General features: G+C 45.0%; 20 protein-coding genes and 1 tRNA gene. 7 read left to right on the forward strand and 14 right to left on the reverse strand.

Features of this window, described 5'->3' with window-relative positions; all coding sequences use genetic code 11:
• Window positions 1–2: 2 nt before the first annotated feature.
• A complete protein-coding gene (locus tag WBS51_RS11225; RefSeq protein ID WP_173749432.1) occupies window positions 3–680 on the forward strand; it encodes a response regulator transcription factor in 678 nt (225 codons plus the stop codon).
• Entirely contained in the window at window positions 677–2,332 is a 1,656-nt protein-coding gene (locus WBS51_RS11230; RefSeq protein ID WP_173749433.1) for a sensor histidine kinase, read from the forward strand. The genes WBS51_RS11225 and WBS51_RS11230 overlap by 4 nt, the downstream gene beginning before the upstream one ends.
• Window positions 2,333–2,384: 52 nt before the next feature.
• On the opposite strand, the gene WBS51_RS11235 is transcribed toward WBS51_RS11230, so the two are convergent.
• Genes WBS51_RS11235 through WBS51_RS11275 form a run of 9 tightly spaced genes read right to left on the reverse strand, consistent with a single transcriptional unit; the run spans window position 2,385 to window position 10,894 of the window.
• The gene (locus WBS51_RS11235; RefSeq protein ID WP_173749434.1) at window positions 2,385–3,002 is read right to left on the reverse strand and encodes a V-type ATP synthase subunit D; all 618 of its coding nucleotides are present in this window, start codon (window positions 3,000–3,002) and stop codon (window positions 2,385–2,387) included.
• A gap of 4 nt (window positions 3,003–3,006) precedes the next feature.
• Window positions 3,007–4,395: a V-type ATP synthase subunit B gene (locus tag WBS51_RS11240; protein ID WP_173749435.1), complete on the reverse strand. Its 1,389-nt coding sequence runs from the start codon at window positions 4,393–4,395 to the stop codon at window positions 3,007–3,009.
• A gap of 14 nt (window positions 4,396–4,409) precedes the next feature.
• Window positions 4,410–6,176, reverse strand: coding sequence for a V-type ATP synthase subunit A (locus WBS51_RS11245; RefSeq protein ID WP_291681765.1), 1,767 nt, complete (start codon window positions 6,174–6,176; stop codon window positions 4,410–4,412).
• Complete coding sequence (locus WBS51_RS11250; protein WP_173749437.1) at window positions 6,169–6,756, reverse strand: V-type ATP synthase subunit E; 588 nt, start codon at window positions 6,754–6,756, stop codon at window positions 6,169–6,171. Before WBS51_RS11250 ends, WBS51_RS11245 begins: the two co-directional genes overlap by 8 nt.
• Window positions 6,757–6,772: 16 nt before the next feature.
• A complete protein-coding gene (locus WBS51_RS11255) occupies window positions 6,773–7,081 on the reverse strand; it encodes a V-type ATP synthase subunit F (protein WP_173749438.1) in 309 nt (102 codons plus the stop codon).
• A 13-nt stretch (window positions 7,082–7,094) separates the two neighbouring features.
• Window positions 7,095–7,526: an ATP synthase subunit C gene (locus tag WBS51_RS11260; protein WP_294461202.1), complete on the reverse strand. Its 432-nt coding sequence runs from the start codon at window positions 7,524–7,526 to the stop codon at window positions 7,095–7,097.
• Between the two features lie 37 nt (window positions 7,527–7,563).
• A complete protein-coding gene (locus WBS51_RS11265; protein WP_294461199.1) occupies window positions 7,564–9,519 on the reverse strand; it encodes a V-type ATP synthase subunit I in 1,956 nt (651 codons plus the stop codon).
• Window positions 9,520–9,537: 18 nt separating this feature from the next.
• A complete protein-coding gene (locus WBS51_RS11270; protein WP_173749441.1) occupies window positions 9,538–10,578 on the reverse strand; it encodes a V0D/AC39 family V-type ATPase subunit in 1,041 nt (346 codons plus the stop codon).
• A 4-nt stretch (window positions 10,579–10,582) separates the two neighbouring features.
• Entirely contained in the window at window positions 10,583–10,894 is a 312-nt protein-coding gene (locus WBS51_RS11275; RefSeq protein WP_173749442.1) for a hypothetical protein, read from the reverse strand.
• Window positions 10,895–11,244: 350 nt separating this feature from the next.
• On the opposite strand from WBS51_RS11275, the gene trmB reads away from it, so the two are divergent.
• Together trmB and WBS51_RS11285 are read left to right on the forward strand one after the other, a co-directional pair.
• On the forward strand, window positions 11,245–11,898 hold the full coding sequence (gene trmB, locus WBS51_RS11280; protein ID WP_173749443.1) for a tRNA (guanosine(46)-N7)-methyltransferase TrmB: 654 nt from the start codon (window positions 11,245–11,247) through the stop codon (window positions 11,896–11,898).
• Window positions 11,899–11,959: 61 nt separating this feature from the next.
• Window positions 11,960–12,109 (forward strand): hypothetical protein, encoded by a 150-nt coding sequence (locus WBS51_RS11285; RefSeq protein WP_173749444.1) that lies wholly within the window; start codon window positions 11,960–11,962, stop codon window positions 12,107–12,109.
• A gap of 69 nt (window positions 12,110–12,178) precedes the next feature.
• On the opposite strand, the gene WBS51_RS11290 is transcribed toward WBS51_RS11285, so the two are convergent.
• The gene (locus WBS51_RS11290; protein WP_173749445.1) at window positions 12,179–13,069 is read right to left on the reverse strand and encodes an AraC family transcriptional regulator; all 891 of its coding nucleotides are present in this window, start codon (window positions 13,067–13,069) and stop codon (window positions 12,179–12,181) included.
• 183 nt (window positions 13,070–13,252) lie between these two features.
• On the opposite strand from WBS51_RS11290, the gene WBS51_RS11295 reads away from it, so the two are divergent.
• On the forward strand, window positions 13,253–14,497 hold the full coding sequence (locus WBS51_RS11295; RefSeq protein WP_173749446.1) for a galactokinase: 1,245 nt from the start codon (window positions 13,253–13,255) through the stop codon (window positions 14,495–14,497).
• Window positions 14,498–14,563: 66 nt separating this feature from the next.
• On the opposite strand, the gene WBS51_RS11300 is transcribed toward WBS51_RS11295, so the two are convergent.
• Window positions 14,564–15,772: a M56 family metallopeptidase gene (locus tag WBS51_RS11300; RefSeq protein WP_173749447.1), complete on the reverse strand. Its 1,209-nt coding sequence runs from the start codon at window positions 15,770–15,772 to the stop codon at window positions 14,564–14,566.
• Between the two features lie 10 nt (window positions 15,773–15,782).
• Entirely contained in the window at window positions 15,783–16,142 is a 360-nt protein-coding gene (locus WBS51_RS11305; RefSeq protein ID WP_173749448.1) for a BlaI/MecI/CopY family transcriptional regulator, read from the reverse strand.
• Window positions 16,143–16,351: 209 nt separating this feature from the next.
• On the opposite strand from WBS51_RS11305, the gene WBS51_RS11310 reads away from it, so the two are divergent.
• Window positions 16,352–16,424: transfer RNA gene (locus WBS51_RS11310), tRNA-Lys, on the forward strand.
• A gap of 86 nt (window positions 16,425–16,510) precedes the next feature.
• Window positions 16,511–17,845: an MATE family efflux transporter gene (locus tag WBS51_RS11315; protein WP_173749449.1), complete on the forward strand. Its 1,335-nt coding sequence runs from the start codon at window positions 16,511–16,513 to the stop codon at window positions 17,843–17,845.
• Between the two features lie 283 nt (window positions 17,846–18,128).
• Here the strand turns inward: WBS51_RS11315 and WBS51_RS11320 are convergent, their stop codons facing one another.
• A complete protein-coding gene (locus WBS51_RS11320; protein WP_173749450.1) occupies window positions 18,129–19,151 on the reverse strand; it encodes a virulence RhuM family protein in 1,023 nt (340 codons plus the stop codon).
• 534 nt (window positions 19,152–19,685) lie between these two features.
• Window positions 19,686–21,323, reverse strand: coding sequence for a hydroxylamine reductase (hcp, locus tag WBS51_RS11325; protein WP_342694088.1), 1,638 nt, complete (start codon window positions 21,321–21,323; stop codon window positions 19,686–19,688).
• Window positions 21,324–21,525 lie beyond the last annotated feature (202 nt).

A 21,525-nucleotide genomic window follows, 5' to 3' on the forward strand; every position in this document is an offset into this window, starting at 1 on the left:
GAATGGTTTATTTAGTTGAAGATGATGAAAGTATCCGGGAACTGGTAGTGTATACCCTGAACAGTCAGGGGATAGAAGCAGAAGGCTTTTCCATGCCTTCGGACTTCTGGGAAACCCTGGAGAAAAGGGTGCCGGATTTGATTCTTCTGGACATTATGCTGCCGGAAGAAGACGGACTGAGCATACTGCAAAAGCTGAGAAAGCGCAGCGATACAAAACAGGTTCCTATTGCCATGCTGACTGCAAAAGGCAGTGAATACGATACGGTCAAAGGACTGGACAGCGGCGCAGACGACTATATTCCAAAGCCTTTCCGCATGATGGAACTGGTATCCAGAGTGAAAGCCCTGCTTAGAAGGAGCGGAAAAAGTGAAGGTACGGATACGGAATACACCCTGGGAAATTTGTATGTTTCACAGAAAAAACATCAGGTGAAGGTAGATGGAGAGGAGATTACCCTGACGTTAAAGGAGTTTGAAATTCTTTTGCTTCTGCTCTCCAATCCGGGGATTGTATTTACCAGAGCACAGCTTCTGGATAAAATCTGGGGCTATCAGTTTGACGGTGAGAGCAGAACTGTGGACGTGCATATCCGGACGCTGCGTCAGAAACTGAAAGATGCCGGGCATTATATTGAGACTGTCCGTGGTATGGGATATAAAATAGGAGGGTCATCATGACAAAACGAATTTTTAAATCCATTTTTGCGGTTTCTCTCATTGTACTGGCAACATGTACGGGAGTGACGCTGGGGATTCTATACCATTATTTCGGGAATCAGCTGCAAAAGGAATTGAAAACAGAAGCAGCTTACCTTGCCATTGCTGTGGAGCGAGACGGGATTGATGCGTTGGAAGCCCTTCCGGCACAGGCGGAGCGTGTGACGTATATTGATGAAGACGGAACAGTGCTTTTTGACAATGTGGCAGACTCGGAATCCATGGAGAACCATGCCCAAAGAGAAGAAATCGAAGAAGCGCAGAAAACGGGCTCCGGCACGGCTGTGCGGAATTCGGATACACTTTCCAGGAAGACTCTGTACTATGCCATGAAACTAAAAGATGGAACCGTTCTCAGAGTTTCCAGTGTGCAGTACAATCTTCCGGCGCTTTTGCGGGGAATGATTCAGCCGCTGCTGATTATGCTGGTGGCTGTAACGGCTCTGGCTGCATGGATTGCTTCAAGGGTATCACGCCATATTGTGGATCCGGTGAACGCTCTGGATTTGGAACATCCGGAAGAAAATCAGATTTATGATGAGATTGCGCCGCTTCTGACAAAAATCAACCGTCAGCAGAAGTCCTTGAAGCATGAAATTGCAGAGGCCAAAAGGCAGCAGGAGGAATTTTCCATTATTACGGAAAATATGGAAGAAGGTTTTCTGGTCATCGATGCCCATACAGAGGTGCTTTCTTATAATTCCAGTGCTTTAAGACTGTTGGGCGCAGAAGCCCAGACCGGACGCAGAAGTGTGCTGACTCTGAATCGGAGCGAGGGCTTCCAGAATCTGATAGAGCGTGTGCTGGAAGGAAAACACATGGTTACGAATCTGGAATTTCAGGGAAGAAGCTGCCAGGTAGCAGCAAACCCGGTTTGGAAGGAAAAGAAAGTAACCGGTGCGGTGATTGTAATTCTGGACGTGACAGAGCGCATGAAGGGTGAACAAATGCGCCGGGAATTTACGGCAAATGTGTCTCATGAACTGAAAACACCCCTGACTTCCATTTCAGGATTTGCGGAAATCATCAATGACGGATTTGTGAAGCCGGAGGATACGAAGAAATTTGCAGGCAGAATTTTTAAAGAAGCGCAAAGACTGATTACGCTGGTAAATGATGTTATTAAGATTTCCCAACTGGACGAAGGCAAGTTTTTCTGTGAAAAAGAAGACGTGGATTTGTATGAAGCGGCAAGGGAAATTCTGAAACGGCTGGAAGAGCGTGCAGCAGAGAAAAATATTCATCTGTATCTCTATGGCCCTCATGTAAAGGTGAACACCGTGAAGGTAATTCTGGAAGAGGTGCTGTATAATCTCTGTGATAACGGTTTGAAATATAACAAGCAGAGCGGCAGTTTGACGGTGAACATTTCCGAGGTGGAAGGGAATGCGCAGATTGTGGTGGAGGATACAGGAATCGGTATATCAGAAGAAGATAAAATGCGCATCTTCGAAAGATTTTACCGTGTGGATAAGAGCCATTCCAAAGCCATCGGCGGAACCGGGCTGGGGCTTTCCATTGTGAAGCACGGAAGCATGTTTTTAGGTGCGGATGTGAAGGTGGAGAGCACACTGGGAGAAGGCAGCAGATTTATATTGACGATACCGGAGTGAAAATGAGAAAGACAAGGGGCTATCTATTTCCCGATAGCTCCTTGTCTTTCTCTTACTTGCTTTGCATTCTCTTAATCACCTTCAGCCTGGTGAATTCTTCCCTTTCTTTCTCTTCCAAAGCGTTTGAAATGCTCTTTGTCAATGCCTCAAACTTGGGAATGGTGATATTTTTCAGCGCATTGGCCCGCTTCTGGGTTTTCTTAATATTCACAGCCAGCCGATAAGCGGAATTTTCCACCATGGACAGGCGAATGGTCAGTTCTTTCACCTTTTCAAAAGCAGCCCTTGCCTCGTCCAGAGACGCCTTGGTGCCATAGTAAGCGTAGGTGGGAGCGTCTGAGGAAGGCTCGGAACGCACCAGAGGGATTTCCGTTCCCATGACACTGCGGGTCTTTATGGAAATGGAGTTTTCTACAGGCACAGTTCTGGAAATTTCCTGCACATTGCTGATGCCGATTTCCATATTCGCTTTCTGCAAAGCCGCATAGGCCGTGCGGAAAGTCACGTCAATCTGAGACTGAATATCCTTGGCCTGGTCGATTAAGTCCATCAGTTCCCGGATAAGGATATTTCGCTTTTTATCCATCAAGTCAAATCCCTGCCTGGAAAGTACCAGGGAATTTTTGGCCAGTATGAGATTTCCCTTGGTGGGAAAGGTATTCGGGTCCATGCAATCACCTCTCTTCTTCTATTGGGTGATAATATTTGTCCAAAATCTTGGTATCAATACGGTCCAGTTCCTCTCTCGGAATCATGCCCAGAAGTTCCCAGCCCTTATCCAGTGTTTCCTGAATGGTTCGGTTTTCGTCGGCCCGCTGTCCTACAAATTCCTCTTCAAAGGCCGTACCAAACTTCAGATATTTCTTATCCAGAGGAGAGAGCTCATCCTCACCGATAACGGAAGCCAGGGCTCTGGCATCTCCTACTTTGGCGTAGCAGGAGAAAAGCTGGTTGGCTACGTCCTGGTGGTCTTCCCTTGTAAATCCTTCACCAATGCCGTCCTTCATCAGACGGGACAGGGAAGGCAGTACGTTAATCGGCGGGTAAATGGACTGTCCGTGCAGCTGTCTGTCCAGAACAATCTGTCCCTCGGTAATATAGCCCGTCAGGTCGGGGATAGGGTGAGTAATGTCGTCGTTTGGCATGGTAAGAATGGGAATCTGTGTAACAGAACCCGTACCGCCCCGGACAATGCCCGCCCGTTCATAAAGCGTGGCCAGTTCACTGTAAAGATAGCCCGGATAACCCTTTCTGGAAGGAATTTCCCCCTTGGAGGAGGAAACTTCACGCATGGCCTCACAGAAGGAAGTAATATCTGTGAGGATAACCAGAATGTGCATGCCCTTTTCAAAGGCCAGATATTCTGCAGCCGTCAATGCCACCTTCGGAGTAATCAGACGTTCCACTACCGGGTCATTTGCCAGGTTCAGGTACATAACCACATGGTCGGATACGCCGCTTTCCTCAAAGGTACGGCGGAAAAATTCCGCTACATCGTATTTCACACCCATTGCGGCAAAGACAATGGCAAATTTCTCATCGCTGTTGCTTCCTAAAGATGCCTGCTGCACAATCTGTGCGGCAAGCTGGTCATGGGGAAGACCGTTTCCGGAGAAAATCGGCAGTTTCTGTCCCCGAATCAGGGTGGTCAGACCGTCAATCGCAGAGATACCTGTCTGAATAAAGTTTCGAGGATATTCCCGTGTGACCGGATTTAAGGGCAGACCGTTGATGTTCAGTTTCATTTCCGGAATCACAGGCCCTAAGCGGTCAATGGGCTTTCCGATACCGTTAAAGGTACGTCCCAGAATGTCCGGGGAAAGTTCGACTTCCATGGGATGCCCGCTGAGGCGTGTGTGTGTGTTCAAAAGGGACATATTTTCCGTTCCCTCAAATACCTGAATCACAGCCTTGTCTTCATAGATTTCCACAATACGCCCCAGCTTGCGGCTGCCGTCCTCAACGCGGAACTCCACGATTTCATCGAAAGCTGCGTCTTTGACACCCTCCAGAACCACCAGAGGGCCATTGATTTCACTTAAACCAAGATATTCTATTGCCATAAATCAGTCCCTCCTTATGCGTTCTTTTCCATTACGGTGTTATAGAAATCGTCCACGGCCTCTTTGTAATCCGCCATCATGTCCAGGCGGTCATTTGGCACGTCGTATTTAATTGAAATAATTTTTTCAAAGATGTTCTCCTGTTTCAGCACAGATACCGGCATGCCCATATTGATTAGGGCTCTGCATTTCTTGTACAGATACAGGATAATTTCCATCATTTTAAACTGCTTTTCCAAAGACACGCAGGTGTCGTCCGGGTGGAAGGCATTCTGCTGCAAAAAGCCCAGGCGTACTACGCGGGCGATTTCCAGAGTCAGCTTCTGGTCATCAGGCAGCACGTCGCTTCCGATAAGTTTTACAATCTCCATGAGACTGCTTTCTGAGTTTAAGATTGCCATGATGCGGTTTCGGTAATCCACAAATTTCGGAGACACATGCTGGCTGTACCAGTAGGACAAATCTCCCAGATATTCGCTGTAGCTGGTAAGCCAGTGAATGGCAGGGAAATGTCTGGCATAGGCCAGGGATTTGTCCAGTCCCCAGAAGCAGCGGACGAAACGCTTGGTGTTCTGGGTAACGGGCTCGGAGAAGTCACCGCCCTGTGGGGAAACCGCGCCGATAATGGACACAGAACCTTCTGTGCCGTTTAAATTCTGCATCATGCCGGCTCTTTCGTAAAAGGCAGACAGGCGGGAAGCCAGATAAGCCGGAAAACCTTCCTCAGCAGGCATTTCCTCCAGACGTCCGGAAAGTTCTCGCAGGGCTTCTGCCCAGCGGGAAGTGGAGTCCGCCATAATTGCTACATCATAGCCCATGTCACGGTAATATTCCGCCATGGTAATACCTGTGTAAATAGAAGCCTCACGGGCAGCCACAGGCATGTTGGAAGTGTTGGCAATCAGGGAAGTACGAGCCATCAGAGCATTTCCTGTCTTGGGGTCATGAAGCTTGGAGAAATCTTCCAGAACCTGGGTCATTTCATTTCCACGCTCGCCGCAGCCGATGTAGATAATGATGTCCGCGTCAGACCACTTGGCAATCTGGTGCTGGGTCATGGTTTTGCCCGTACCAAATCCGCCGGGAACGGCTGCTGTACCGCCTTTTGCAATGGGGAACAAAGTATCCAGAATACGCTGTCCCGTCACCAGAGGCTTAGAAGCCGGGTAACGCTTGCTGGTGGGACGGGGAATACGGATAGGCCATTTCTGTGCCAGTTTCAGCGGATATTCCGTACCGTCTTCTAAAGTCAGGACAGCAAGTGTCTGGGTAATGTTGTACTTTCCGTCAGATACTACGGACTTTATCGTACCGTGGAGGTTGGGAGGCACCATGGATTTGTGTACAATAGAAGCTGTTTCCGGCACTTCTGCGATGATGGTGCCTCCGTATACTTCCATGCCCTCTGTAATGGTCATGTGCACGTCCCAGAGTTTTTCTGTGTCCAGAGAAGATACCTGCATACCTCTGGAAATGTATTTTCCGGACTGCTCTGCAATGACGGAAAGCGGTCTTTGGATACCGTCAAAAATATTGTCCAGAATACCGGGACCCAGAGTGACGGAAATAGCGTCACCGCTGGCGGTTACCGTTTCCCCCGGTTTCAGTCCACTGGTTTCCTCGAAAACCTGTACAGTAGTGGCGTCTTTTTTCAGGGAAATGACCTCGCCCACCAGGTTTTCCTGTCCTACATAAACCATTTCAGACATCTTAAAGCCTGTATTCCCCTTCAGGTAAATGACAGGGCCGTTAATGCCGTAAATGATACCGGTTTTACTCATGTCTTATCCCTCCGTCAAAGTTAAAGCTTTCCTTTTCATTCTCAAAGCATGTGAGGAATGTGTTGTCAATCAGAATATTTTTATCGGGAATTACCGCCCGGATACCTCCCATAAAGTCTGTGTCAGACAGAAGAGGAGTCATTCCTGTGCGTTTTTCCAGTTCTTCTAAAAGCGCGGCGTCGGAAGAGTTTACATAAATCTTCACCTCGTCGTTTCCCGCAACTGCAAGAGCGGCGCGGATTTTCTCTTCCATCCAGTCTGTATATTCCGGCTGGCGGCAAAAGGTTTTCAGCAAATCTTCTACTTCTGCAAAGAGTTTTTCCTTTAAAGCCTGCTGTTTTTTAGAGAGTTTTCTCTTAATATGCAGGTGTTCTGCGGACAGTGCCTTGTTGATTTCTCTGGCAGCATTTTCAGATTCTATTTTAAACCGATTGTCAGAAGCAGCCTGTTTTTCCCGTTTGTGCTGTTCCATTTCCTGCTCCAGAGAAGCGCGGTATTCGGAAATGGCCTTTTGAGCCTCTTCCTGTGCACTGTTCATGGAAACATCATAGAAATGCTGCAGTTTTTCCTCTGTTGTCATATCTATCACCTTCTTGTCATAATTTTAGTCCAATAGCTTCGTTTACATAAGAAGTAATAAAGTCCGGGGCGCGTCCTGTACCGTGCCGGTCAGGAATTTCAATCAGCAGGGGGAGACGGTGGTTTAAACGCACGTCGTCAATAATATCGGGAAACTCTTTGCCGAATTTTTCGGTCAGAAGAATGATACCGTTTTCTTTGTTTGAAATGGCGCTCTCTAAAGCCTGCCGGAGTTCCTCCCGCTCATGCACCACAACCCCCTCTACACCTGCCAGACGCATACCTGTATAGGTGTCAATGTTGTCACTGATTAAAAACATTTTCATAAGACATCACCTGTTATCCCAGTCTACCAAGAATCATGAAAGAAATAATCAGACCGTATAAAGCAATACCTTCGGCCATAGCTACGAAAATCATGGATTTACCAAAAAGAGAACCGTCTTCGCTGATAGCTCCCAAAGCAGCGCTGGCAGAGCTTGCAACCGCAATACCGGAACCAATGCCGGAAAGTCCGGTAACCAGCGCCGCGCCGATGTAACCCATACCGGTGGCCAAATCAGCTCCGCCTGCGGCTGCATGTGCAGTCATAGTGCCGCTGAACATCACAATCGTTCCCACGAAAAGACTGCCGAAGAAGAAGAAACAGTTGCAGGCCAGGGATTTTTTATAGCGTTTTTTATTTCTCTCTCCTAAAAAGAAAGCGCCGAAAGGTACGATAATGCTTAAAATCAAAGCTGCTGCTGTAAGAATCTGAATCATGGTTGTCATAATAATATCCTCCTAAAATCAAATGAATTTGTATGGTTTATGCCTGTTCGGAAGTCCGTCTGCTGTTTATATGCTTTAAGAAAGGACGGAATTCCTTACCGCTGCCCTTGTAGAAACGGCTGAACATTTCGTAGTATTCCAGACGAAGCACCTGGATACCTACAATCAGGCCCTCCATGGCGCATACAAAGGCATTGCCCAGCACGATAATCAGCCAGTTGATATTTCCTCCGCTTTCCGCACCGGCCAGCATCAGAACCACGCCCATCATGGCGGCATGACTGACAGCGAATGCACCGATACGCACAAAGGAAAGGGTATTGGACAGGAAGCTCAGCATAATTTCAAATAATTCAAAAAAGCTCTGTACAAAGAACATGGGCTTGCTGCCCTCAATGGCAGGTGTTTTCTTTTCTGCCAGCCGGGTAATGGGTTCCTTTAACATAATGATAACCAGCGGTACAAGGAACATCACAGCCAGAACAATGGTTGCCGGAAGGGCATTTCCCGTAAGATACAGGAGTGCACAGAGGGTAAGGGCTCCATAGAACACCAGACCGCAGACCGAGTTTTGGTCAAACCAGATACCCTCCACATTTTTGACCTTTACGGCATTGATAATGTGGAAAATCATGGTAATGAGAATCAAGAACATACCAAATACAATAGCAGCCACAAACACGGTATTCATATTTCCAAGTCCCGGAACTAAAGTCATGGCTTCCGAAGGCCGCAGCCATACGGCGTCGATGATATCTTCAAATCCGAAAATACTTCCGAACATAAAACCGAAGAAAGTAGAGAAGATACCCGCAGTTCCGATAATAGCGGCTAAATCCATTTTTTTCAGCTTATAGAGCAGGAAACCGCCGACGGCCAGGAGAAGTCCCTGTCCCACATCTCCGAACATGATGCCGAAGATAAAGGAATACGTCAGCGCCACGAAGATGGTGGGGTCGATTTCATGGTAATCCGGCAGACCGTACATCTTGATATACATTTCAAAAGGTTTGAAAATTTTCGGGTTTTTCAGCTTGGTAGGGGGCTTGCAGCGAACCTGGTTCTGGTCGTCCTCCACCACGCAGAACAGGTTGGGGTCATGTTCAATTTCTGCCATAAAGGACTTGCAGTCCCCTTCGCTCATCCACCCGCATAATATATAGAACGTTTCCTGATGTTCTTTGACACAGGCGGCCACTTTGCGCACATCAAAGTTGGTGGAAAGCGCGTTTAAAGCAGCCTGGGCGGAGAGAATGGATTTGGCATCTCCTTCTAAAAGCGCCTGCATTTCTTCCTGGCAGCGGGTATATTCCCGGTTTACATTTTCCAGCCGCGCTTCCAGTTCTGCATGAATTTTTTCCGGTGTACCAAAATAATGGTCCTTTTTCAGATAAATACGTTCAAAATGCATGGAAGAGAACACGGCGTCCACCTGTTCCATTTTCGTCCAGAGCACGAAGTAAAGTCCCCATACATAATCGTCCTGATGGCAGGGGAAGAACATGGTATCCAGGTTGTCATAAACGTATTCTTTAAATTTGCCGTAATATTCTACCGGGATTCTTCCGAAACGCACCTGGACAAAGCGGTAATGAATCAGCTTGTCGATATCTTCCGGCAGAGTGAGAAACGGAGTCATCCACTTCAAATCCTCTGTCAGAGAAGCGCGTTCCTCGGCGAGTTTTTCGCATGTTCCATTGATTTTGGAAATTCGGCTGCCAAGAGAGTCTACAAGAGCCTGAATTTCCTCAAGAGAAATATCCCCCACGGGAACATCTTTGGGATTCTTCAGCAGTCCGGCGAATTCATTGACCCTGGAGAGCAAATCTTTATATGGATTTATCTGGATATAAGGAGATAAATGCTGTATCTGGCTTAGCTGGGCCATGGCATTTTCCAGATGAATCTCGTATTTGGAGAGGTATTGGTTTACCACTCGGTCAATGTCGGATTTCGGACCGGTAATGCTTAAGAATTTCATTTTCTCAATCATGTAATCACCTCCGAGTTATTAAGTTTTTGCAATATAATCCATGGTCTCAGCAGGTGAAAGTCCATAGCGGACACATTCGACCGCTGTTGTCAGCCTGTCAACCTCATGCTCCTTGTGATAGAGGTATGAGTAAATCATAATTACTGAGTGTGGATATTTTCTTGCCTCTGTTTCCAGAATCGTTTTCAGATTCAGATTGTAGAAATCTTCCAGTTTCTCCGGGGCAAGGGCGGGGAAACGTTTCTTATAGTAAGTGGTATCCAGAACTCTCCGAAATTCCTCTTCATCCGCGGCCTCCACCAGCGAAGAAATCTCTTTTTTGGTGAGGCGGTAATGAACGGGAATCAGAAGTGCATAGATGTCCACCGGCGCCATATGGTAATATTTTTTGGAACGGTAAATCCATTGCAGATTCAGCATGTCGAATTTATTGCCATAGGCTTTGGTGATTTCCTGCAAATCCCGTTTTTTAAACAGTTTTTCTTTTACAGACCAGATGTTGGCAAAGTAATACTGGTCCAACGCCATACCATAATCAAAAATACTGGGTGTGGAGTCGCCGCCCAGTTTTATGAGCGGGGCATAATACTCAGAACCCTGCAGATTGCTGATAAATTCTGCAACTGTAGACGAGGCAGCCAGCTTTTCAATGTCCAGTCTGGAATGTCGGTCGAAAAATTCTTTGAACAGCGACAAATCCAAATCTGCGTGACCCTTGTCAAAGACTTTCCGCAGGCAGTCCTTCATGACAGAGAGTTCATAGCGTTTAAAATACAGGGCCATGAAAGTTCTCTGCTGCGGGTTGGCAAAGCGGTACAGTTTGGCAAAATTCTGATGTATGGTATGAACCAGAAGCTTTTCTATATCGCCTCTGTGCAGGCTGTTTTCGTCAAGGTCGGCCCACAAATCCGAAAATCCCGGCTGCTTTTTCAGATAGGCAACCACCTGGGTAACAGAGTCCATCTGGGAAATCTCCTGATACTGGCTTTCCCGGATGAGTTTACTCTGCATGGCACGGATTTTCGTGGACAGACCGCTGTATGAAAGCAGACTTCCCATAGTATCACATCCTTAATATTTTATCATAGATTTGCTTTGCCAGCTGGGAGTGGTGAGTTTCGTAGTAACTTTCCATCTGGCTTAAAACAGTTTCCGTTTCAGACCTTTGCTTTGCCAGTTCGTCTTTCATTCGGACTTCCAGTTCTCTGCGGATAGTCTCAGACTTTTCCTGAACTTCCCTGTCTATGGTATCATCAAAGTTCTGAATGGATTCCTCATATTCCCGGGCGAGTTGTTTTTTCTGCTCTGCGACATCGTCCATAATATGGGAGGCGGCAGCTTCTATTTCTGCAAGCTTGCTGATAATGTCTTCCATAGGCTCTCCTCCTTCATAATATATTCTGCACTGTTTATCATACACCATTTTAGAGAAAAAGTCATATGAAATTGTATTTCGATTTTGGAAAATTCAGGTAGAATGAATAGAAAGTATATGAAAAACAGAGGGAATCTATTTTAAATGCAAAAAAAATGCAGAAAGAGAAAGACGATAGAGAGAAAAACGACGAAATGAGGAGAAAAATATTTATGCCACAGAATGATACGGATTTTCGTGGTTTATGGAACGTTCATGCAATCTGTATTTTTCAAAAATCTCTTGAAAATTATCGTATATATCAGCTATACTCTTAAAGTGAAAATGACCATGAAAGGCAGGAAAACCCAATGAGGCTTAGAAATATACCGGGTGCAAAGGACGCCATTGAAGAGAGTAACTATGTTGTTCACAACGTACAGGAGAAAAAGGGGAAATGGCGGGAAGTTTTCGGCAATGACAATCCCATCTCCATCGAGGTAGGCATGGGAAAAGGCCGGTTTATTATGGATATGGCCAAGAGAAATCCCCTTGTGAATTTTGTGGGAATCGAGATGTACGACAGTGTGCTGCTGCGGGCTTTACAGAAAATGGAAGAGAGGGAAGAGCAGGGAACTCGGCCAAAGAATCTGTTTTTTATACGCATGGATGCAAGAGAGCTTCCCCTTGTTTTTGATGAGGGAGAGGTGGAAAAGATTTATCTGAATTTTTCCGATCCCTGGCCAAAAGAGCGCCATGCCAAGCGCAGACTGACTTCCAGGCAGTTTCTGGAAAGATATGACCGGATTCTGGCAAAAGAAGGCGTGATAGAATTTAAGACGGATAACCGCGAGTTGTTTGAGTTTTCTCTGGAGGAAATTCAGGAGAGTAAGTGGCACTTGGTGGCCCATACCTTTGATTTGCACCATGACCCGGCGCTCAATGAGGGAAATGTGATGACCGAGTATGAGGAGAAATTTTCCTCTATGGGAAATCCCATTCACAAGCTGATTGCGGCCAGATAGAACCTGCACCAGGGAATGTGTAAGACATAAGATATAGAAAAGAAACTTTGTGCAGGTGCGTATGGCAAGGAAAAAAGGCAGCGGCATGCAGGGTGCGCTTTTCCAGTGGGCTTATGAGAGCCGCAGAACCGGGAAGAAGTCGGCAGAGGTGCTGAAATCCATAGAAGAAGTAGAGAAGACACTGGGAACGGTGCGGATTAAGAAGAAGTGAAAAGAAAGAAAAGGGCACGATTGCAAAGCGTTGGAATACTTGCAATTGCGCCCTTTTTGTGTATGGTATTCAGAAGTCCTGCATATTCTTCCGAAATTTCGACGGGGTACATCCCTTTTGCGCCCGAAACACCTTAGTAAAATAATTGGAATCATGAAAACCCACCCGCTGGGCAATTTCCGTTATGGTATAACTGGTGTTCCCAAGATATTCCACACTCTTTTCAATGCGATACTGCAAAATAAATTCAAACAGAGACATTTTCATATATTTTTTGAACATGCGGGAACACTCGCTTTTACACAGGTGTATGTGCTCAGCAATATCATCCAGAGTCAGAAGCGAAGCATAGTTGTTTTCAATGTAAGATAAAATATCCCGTATTCTTTCATAATTGCGCTTGTCAAAAGGCATTTCTTCTGAAGCAGAGACAGCATGCAGAAACAAAAGCTGCCAGAACTGTTCTAATTTCACTATCATTTCTATTTCAAAAGTGCGGGACTGTTCCGTATTTATCCGAATCATTTCCTCAATACAATGCAAGGCCTCCGCGTGCCAGGACTCTGCTCCATTTAAGTGTATGGCAGGCAGTGAGAAATTTTGCAGCACAGGTTTTACGTATTTTTGGTAAACAATGCTGTTGTCATATCCGTAGATTAATTTGGGGTCAAAGGTAATGGAGGTATATTCGCAGTCCTGATTTTCATACCGGCAGCCCATGTGCAGGGTTCCGGTGTTGCCGAACAGCGCGTCCTTTGGGTGCAGATGATAGGTGTTGTGGTTGACTTTGTAAGTCATTTCTCCCCTGGTAATGTAAGTCAGTTCAATTTCCGGATGCCAGTGCCAGAGGAAGGAACCGGATTCATATTTAGAGAGGCTTTCCTGACTGACCAGAAGGGGAAAAGCATAATTTCCATGTTCTTTTAATTCTTTCTGAAATTGGTTGGTAACAATCTGCATGACAATCTCCCATAAGACAGAATATCTCAATATAATTCTGTTTTTTCTTTCTATGTTACTATAATTAAAATATTTTCGCAATATATTACTGGTTTTGTGCAGTATTTTTATGGCGGCGATTGGTGGGACGGATATAATGGGAAGTAGAAAGCGTCAGGCAATAAAAATGAAGGAGAATGGGATATGCAGATACCAAATGAGATGTTATTAAAAGAAGTGTACGGGGAAACGGAAAAGAGCAGCCAGCGTTTTGAAAAACTGGCGGAAAATTATGAAAAGTGTTTTCAGAGCAGCCAGATGGAATTTTTCTCTGCGCCGGGAAGAACAGAGATTGTGGGAAACCATACAGACCATAACGGAGGAAAAGTCATAGCAGCCAGCATCAATATGGATACCATCGGCGCCGCGTTTCCCAATGACAGCAAGATTGTGGAAATTGTCAGCGAAGGCTATGAAAAGCGCGTAGTGATTGATGTGACACAAGTGGATAAAGTGCCCAAAAACCATGGAACGGTTTCCCTGGTTGCGGGAATGATAAAAGCAGTGCAGGAATTTGGATTCCAGATTTCCGGTTTCCGGGCTTATATTTCCACAGAAGTTATCAGTTCTGCCGGTGTCAGCTCTTCCGCATCTTTTGAAATGTTATTGTGTTCTATGATAAATTATTTTTTCAATGATGGAAAATTGGATTACACCAGTTATGCGAAAATCGGTCAGTATGCAGAAAACCACTACTGGGACAAGGCTTCCGGACTTATGGACCAGATGGCCTGTGCTGTTGGCGGCCCGATTTTGCTGGATTTTTCTGAAGATGTGTCTTATGAAAAGCTGAATTTTGGCTTTGAAGATTTCGGATACCGACTGGTGATTGTAAATACAGGGAAAGGACATGCAGATTTAAGTCAGGAGTACAGTGACGTTCCGGTAGAGATGAAGGAAATTGCCAAGCGTCTGGGGGTATCCAGACTGGCGGAAAGCGACATGGAAACCCTTATGGAAAAACTGCCGGAAATTCTGGAAGACTGCGAAAACGACAGAGGAATTCTGAGAGCTTTTCATTTCTTTACAGAAAACGACAGAGTAAATCAGGCGACAGAAGCCATTGCCAAAGGAGACGGTGAAAAACTGTTAAAGATTCTGGAAGAATCCGGCAGGTCTTCCTGGGAACTTCTGCAGAATTGCTGCTCTCTGTCCAACTATAAAGAGCAGAAAATTACGCTGTATCTGGCTTTGACTGAATTTTTCCTGAAAAAAGTCAAAGACGGATGCTGCAGAGTTCATGGCGGCGGATTTGCGGGAGTGATTATGAGTATTGTTGCGGAAAAAGATGTAGAGGCATATGTACAGTATCTCTCCAAGTTTATGAATAAGGAGAATATTTATCCGCTGCGTATTCGGAAATATGGGGCTGTGCATTTGGAAAAATAAAGGAATGAAATTAAATTTAGAGGCTGTTGTATTCTGTTTTATATGGATACAACAGCCTTTTATCAATTATTTCGTTGTATGGGCTTTTTCATACTCCGCACAAATTCTACGATTTCTTTCATGAAAAGCGTTTATGACAGCCGTTGTCTTTTCTTCTGAAAGAGAGCCATTTGCAGCCAATTCTACAAGTCCATCCAGATTTGCATCTGCGATATTCAAGTCAGCTGTTTCAAAGGCATCGGCAGCGTCCGACGGATATTCTTCCGATAGTTCCTCCTCCGGCAGTTCGGCCTGCATACTTGTCTCGTCGTTATTCTGCACGGTCATGGGTGTGTTGACATCGTTGCTTTCCTGAGCTTTTATATGCGGTGCAGTAAACAAAGTGATACCGCACAATATCAGAGCCGCAGAAGCGGAGAATAAAAATTTTTTATGTTTTTTATAAGTCATAATGGCTACAATCCTTTCTTTTGTTTCGTTCTTTGCGAATCCACTTTCAAATAGAGGGAATCCGTTTCTTAAAACAGCAAAGTGCAGAATACTGTTGGCATAGGCTTTCCGTGCGTCTGCAGTATGCAGAAAGTGCAGAACCCGTTCATCACAGCATAACTCCAGTTCCTGACTGAATTTGAAATAGAACAGCCACACCAGAGGGTTGAACCAGTAGAGACAAACAACCAGACCGGAAAGGAATTTCCACAAATTATCATGCCCCTTGATATGCATGTATTCGTGAAGAAGGATAAGTCGTTTATCTGATACGGATAAACCCTTCGCATTACGGGAAAACACAATTCCGGGCTTTCGGATACCGCAGACTACTGGAGAAGTACACTGGTCAGAGTAAGAAAGGGGGACTTTCCAGTCAGCCCATACGGGCAGAAACGCTTGTATTTCTTCTTCTGTCATAGGTACGGACTGCAGTAAAATCTGTTTGCTTTTGGCATATAGCAGCAGATAGAGGAAAAGCAGTGTCAGAGCAACCGCTATCCAGATACCCAATAAGACAGATGTAAAATCCCAACGGTGTTTTGCGGCATTGTAAAGGCCTTCTTTTGTACCTGTGTAAGTTGTGTTTGTACTGCCCGAAAGAGGAAGTGTGTGTGTGATTCCAATGGTAAACGGAATCGAGCAGGGCACAAAGGCACGGATTATAAAAAGCTTCCAGAGCCGCAGTTTCTTATTTCCGGAACAGTTTTTCAGCGCCGTTTTTTGGATAAGATACAAAAAAGGCAGCTGCAAAAGCATATATAGACCAATTTCAAAATAAACCATAGAAATTCCCTCATTCTATTTTCTGAATCAGCTTTTTCAGGTCATCCAGTTCTTCCGGTGTAAAGGTTTCTTCTTTTAGAAAAGTATTGAAAAATTCCAACCGGGAGCCGTGGAAGACTTTGCCGATTAATTCATTGGTTTCAAAAACCTGCACCTGTTTCCGGGTAATCAGCGGTCTGCACATAAAATTTGTTCCGTAACGCTGGACAGCGCCTTTGCTGATACACTTTTTAATCACTGTGTAAGTGGTATTTTTGTTCCAACCGATTTTCTCATTGAGAACTCCGGCAATTTCTTTTGCCGGCAAATCACCTCTTTCCCATAAAACTTCCATGACATGTAATTCAGATTCATACATTTTGATGTTCATAATTAGTTACCTCTCTTAGACTATTGCAATAGTATACTGTTAGACTATCACGATAGTCCGAATCTGTCAATCCCACAAAACAAATTATTTGTAAAGGAATTATAAAATGTTTCAAAATAAAAACATAAAAATGTTAAAAATAATCTTGCATTTTGTAAATCAATCGGTTATAATACTTCTTGCATTAAGCAATACAAATAAATAAACAAGCGCCTTTAGCTCAGTTGGTAGAGCAGTAGACTCTTAATCTATTTGTCCAGGGTTCGAGTCCCTGAAGGCGCACTGAAAGGCACTGTTTTTGCAGACGTAGAGCTGCGGGGACGGTGTTTTTTGTTTGGCAGAAGTGTGTTGCAGGAAAGGAATACGATATGATAAAAGATTTAACAACAGGACGTCCCGGTTCCGTACTATGGCGATTTTCGCTTCCTATGTTTATCGGGGTGATTTTTCAGCAGGTGTATAATATTGCCGACAGTGTCATTGCCGGAAAATTTGCAGGGGAAGATGCTCTGGCGGCAGTAGGAGCCAGCTATCCCATTACCATGATTTTTATGGCAGTTGCCATTGGCTGTCAAATAGGCTGTACCATTATTGTCAGCCAGCTTTTTGGGGCAAAGCGGTACGAAAACCTGAAATCCGCAGTTTCCACAGCTATTATCAGCGGCTTTGTGCTGTCTGCGCTGCTGATGGTATTGGGGATTTTCGCTTCCGGCGGTATGATGAGGCTGGTCAATACACCGGAAAATATTTTTGCAGACGGTAAGCTGTATCTGCAGATTTACATTGGCGGTTTTGTGTTTTTATTTCTTTATAATGTAGCAACAGGAATTTTTAACAGCCTGGGGGACAGCAGGACACCCCTGTATTTTCTTATTGCATCCTCTCTGGGCAATGTTTTTCTGGACTGGCTGTTTGTAGCAGATTTTCATATGGGTGTGGCAGGTGTGGCCTGGGCGACCTTTCTGGCTCAGGGTGTGGCATGTCTTCTGTCTTTGGCTGTTTTGAAAAAGCGGATAGGGGAAATCCGGACAGAGGCACCATATCCGAAGTTTAGTGTTTCGGAATTGAAGAAGATTGCGGTGGTAGCGGTTCCCAGTATTTTGCAGCAGAGCTTTGTTTCCGTGGGAAACATGTTTATCCAGGGGCTGATTAACAGCTATGGTTCCTCGGTTATTGCAGGATACTCGGCGGCTATTAAGCTGAATACGTTTAGTATTACCTGTTTCACAACCATTGGAAACAGTGTATCCAGTTTTACGGCCCAGAATATGGGGGCAGGCAAGACCCAGCGGGTAAAAGAAGGATTTAAGACAGGAGTTCTTCTGGCTCTTGGGGTTGCAGCGGTGGCTTTTATCCTCCTGTTCGGTTTTGCCGGGCCGTGTCTGGATATGTTTATGAACGAGGGCAGTACGGAACTTGCCCGTAATACGGGAATTCAATTCTGTAGAATTGTAACGCCTTTTTACTTCCTGATTTGCCTGAAGCTGACCTCAGACGGGGTGTTAAGAGGCAGCGGAGCCATGAAAGCGTTCATGGTCAGCACTTTTGCAGATTTGCTGCTGCGAGTAGTGCTGGCATTTGTTTTTGCAAAGTTCTGGGGCGCTGTGGGAATCTGGCTTTCCTGGCCTGTGGGCTGGACGCTTGGAACCCTGCTTTCTGTGGGATTTTATAAAAAGGGAAGTTGGAAGAGAAGTATGATATAGGAAGCAAACAACGAAATGCGATAACAACGTTAAAGAAATCATTCTTTCTATATCTGTATTTTGAACCATTTTTTGAAATAGCTGATTTCTTATGTGATAGTGTATCTGGAATATCCATATAAGTTCGATATGAAAACAGTCGTTCATGGAGGGCATAGATATTCCGATACAGTGTTAATATTTTCAGATATTTTATCTCAAGAAAGTGATTATCTCATTCCGAACCTTGTCCTGACGGGCGCGGGGGTTGTCGGATGGGATATTACTGACAGACAATCGCCCTCTATTCTTTGTTTTCTTCAGTTCTGGCTACAAGGCGGTCAAAATCGCTCTGATACAAACAATCTTGGATAACACGATACTGCTCAAATTCACTTTCTGCAAATGCTTTGGCGATTGCGGCAGTGACCTTTCCTTTGTTTTGCAGGACTTCCGCATCGTTGAATTGCAAGAATGCATCCAGTTTGGAGGCCCAATCTGCCATCGTCATAGGGATATGCCGTCTGGCTTGTCTTGTAGCATAGTCAAGATACATCGTAACGATTTCATTCAGTTCTTTTATTTCAGCAGCGGATAGGTAATTCTTTGCGATTGAAACGTCTGCCTTTACAATTTTTCCGTGGGGAGCATTATGCCAAGATGTTAATCCCATATGTTCTTTGGTGTGATCCGCTCTTGCTACAATGACCTCTGCTGCGGTATTACCATGAACGGCATAGTGCATCTTATTTTGTACTGTTGCAAAGAAATCTTTGGTAATTTGACTATCAAGGGAATAGTCAGCGGCAGTGGAATAGATGTCCGTGATTTTCTGATAAAAACGGCGCTCGCTGGCTCGAATTTCCTGTATCTCAGAAATCAGATGATCAAAATAATCCTCGTCAAAGATTTGGCCGTTGATTAATCTACTCTTATCCAAAACATATCCCTGCTTGGTAAAGGTATCTAGCACTTTTGTTGCCCATTGCCGGAATTGAGTTGCTCTGCCAGAGTTGATGCGATAACCAACTGCAATAATAGCAGATAGGGAATAAAACTTGTATTGATAGGTTTTGCCATTATCCGCAACTTGTGCAAAATTTGCACAAGTTGAATCCTCAGATAATTCCTTGCTTTCATAAATATTTTTAAGGTGTTTTGTGACGACACTTCTGTCTACATTAAAAAGCTGCCCAATCGCTTTTTGTGTCAGCCAAACATCGGAATCCTGCACACGAACTTCGATACCATCTTCGTGCGCATCTCTTGTAAAAACAAGGAAATCTACGGTGCTATTTCGGATTTGCAATTTATTATTTTCAGCCATTGTATATCATCATCCAATCCTTAATCATCAGAATTATTTTTAATAAAATGTTTCCATAGGTTAAATAAATACTGCAACTTATTACAGTATTTGACCATCGTTGAGCCTGCGATGGCTCAACAGCGGTGAGTATATTAGGCAAGCTATTTTATAAGATTTTTTCATTCTTAAGTTCTTTAATCTGCACGGTGTATGTAATAAATGGTTTACTCATATGTGCTTCTCCACAAATAGTCTTTTAACATAAAGAAAAAGGAGAGGGTCCTCGACACCCTCCCCGATTGCAGGATTTACAAATATCTGCAATCTAATCGCTAACAATAATATAACTGAAGCGACGGTGAAAGTCAATCAGAAATTATCCAGCTGAGACTGCTTCCGGGTCAAAGGTAGTGCTTATTCTGCTGTCCAAGATGATTATCGGCGGCATTACCAATGGAGGCGTGAAGGGATAAACTATAAAACTCCTTAGATTATATGATATAGAAGACTGCCATATCCGAACGTACATGGATATGGCAGTCTTTTTTTCTTTTACAGAAGCCCAAATTCTTTCATATCTTTTTCCACCGTATCAATCCCCGCAATACCAAAGTTATCCACCAGCACCTTTGCCACATTCGGGCTTAAAAATGCCGGAAGCGTAGGTCCGAGGTGAATATTCTTCACGCCCAGGTGCAGCAGCGCCAGCAGGACAATAACGGCTTTCTGCTCATACCAGGCAATGTTGTACACGATAGGAAGTTCGTTGATGTCATCCAGTCCAAAGACTTCCTTCAGTTTCAGCGCAATCACAGCCAGGGAGTAGGAGTCGTTGCACTGACCTGCGTCCAGTACGCGGGGAATTCCTCCAATATCACCAAGATTCAGTTTGTTATATTTATATTTTGCACAGCCAGCCGTGAGAATCACAGCGTCTTTTGGAAGTGCTTTTGCAAAATCAGTGTAGTAATTGCGGCTTTTGGCGCGTCCGTCACAGCCTGCCATAACGACAAATTTTTTGATGGATCCGGATTGTACTGCTTCCACAATCTTGTCAGCCAGAGCCAGTACCTGTGCGTGGGCAAAGCCGCCGATGATTTCACCCTGTTCCAGTTCTGTAGGAGGCGGACAGTTTTTGGCCTGCGCAATCAGCGGGGAGAAATCCTTAGTCTCGCCGATTTCGCCGTCAATGTGTTTGCAGCCAGGGAAGCCTGCCGCTCCGGTGGTATACAGACGGTCTTTGTAGCTGTCTTTAGGCGGCACAATGCAGTTCGTTGTCATGAGAATCGGGCCGTGGAAGGCCTCAAATTCTTCTTTCTGTTTCCACCACGCGTTTCCGTAATTGCCTTTGAAGTTGTCATATTTTTTAAAGGCAGGGTAATAGTGGGCAGGAAGCATTTCAGAGTGAGTGTACACATCTACGCCGGTGCCCTGTGTCTGTTCCAGCAGCATTTCCAAATCCCTCAAATCATGGCCGGAAATCAGAATTCCCGGATTTTTGTCCACGCCAATCTTGACCTTTGTAATTTCCGGATTTCCGTAGGCCTGCGTATTGGCTTTGTCCAGAAGCGCCATGCCCTGTACTCCGTATTTGCCGGTTTCCAGAGTGAGATTTACCAGGTCATCTGCAGTCATGGTATCGTCCAGTGTGGCGGCCAGAGCCCGCTGAAGGAAAGTGTCTGTTTCTTCATCTTCCTGCAGCAGAGCATTGGCGTGTTTCGTGTAAGCGGATAATCCCTTTAAACCATAAGTAATCAGTTCACGCAGAGAGCGGATATCTTCGTTTTCTGTGGACAAAACACCGACAGAAGCTGCTTTTACAGAAAAGTCAGAAGCTGTTCCCGTCCAGAGCGCCGCTTCTGGGAGTAATTCACGGTCTTTTATCCGGGAGAGCAGTCCGTCTTTTACCCGGAGTGTTTCTTCCATTTGTGCGGTAATGGATTCGTTATCAAAATTCACATTGGTAATGGTTGTGAAAAGATTGCGGGTAATCAGATGATTGATTTTTCGGTCAACATCCTGCCCTTCTTTGCGAAGCTGTGTGGTAACGGCGGACAGGCCCTTGGTTACCCAGATGAGTAAATCCTGTATGGCAGCGACCTGGGGCGTCTTTCCACAGACACCAATTCTGGTGCAGCCTGAACATCCGGCAGTTTCCTGACATTGATAGCAAAACATATTCTGTTCCATTTTTCATCCTCCTGTGGGTTGTTTTCGTTTCATGAGGTTGATTATAGGATACAAAAAGAAGAAAATATGTTGTTATAACCACATAAATGAAAAGTCTAATCCCCCAGCTATGCTGGGGCGAATAGTGTAAGTGGAAACGGTGAGGATTTCAATAAAAAACCTCCTATGTTATATTGAGAATGGTGTCGCAAGCCAAACTCAA

The organism is Blautia acetica (assembly GCF_038739805.1).
Taxonomy (GTDB): Bacteria; Bacillota; Clostridia; order Lachnospirales; family Lachnospiraceae; genus Blautia.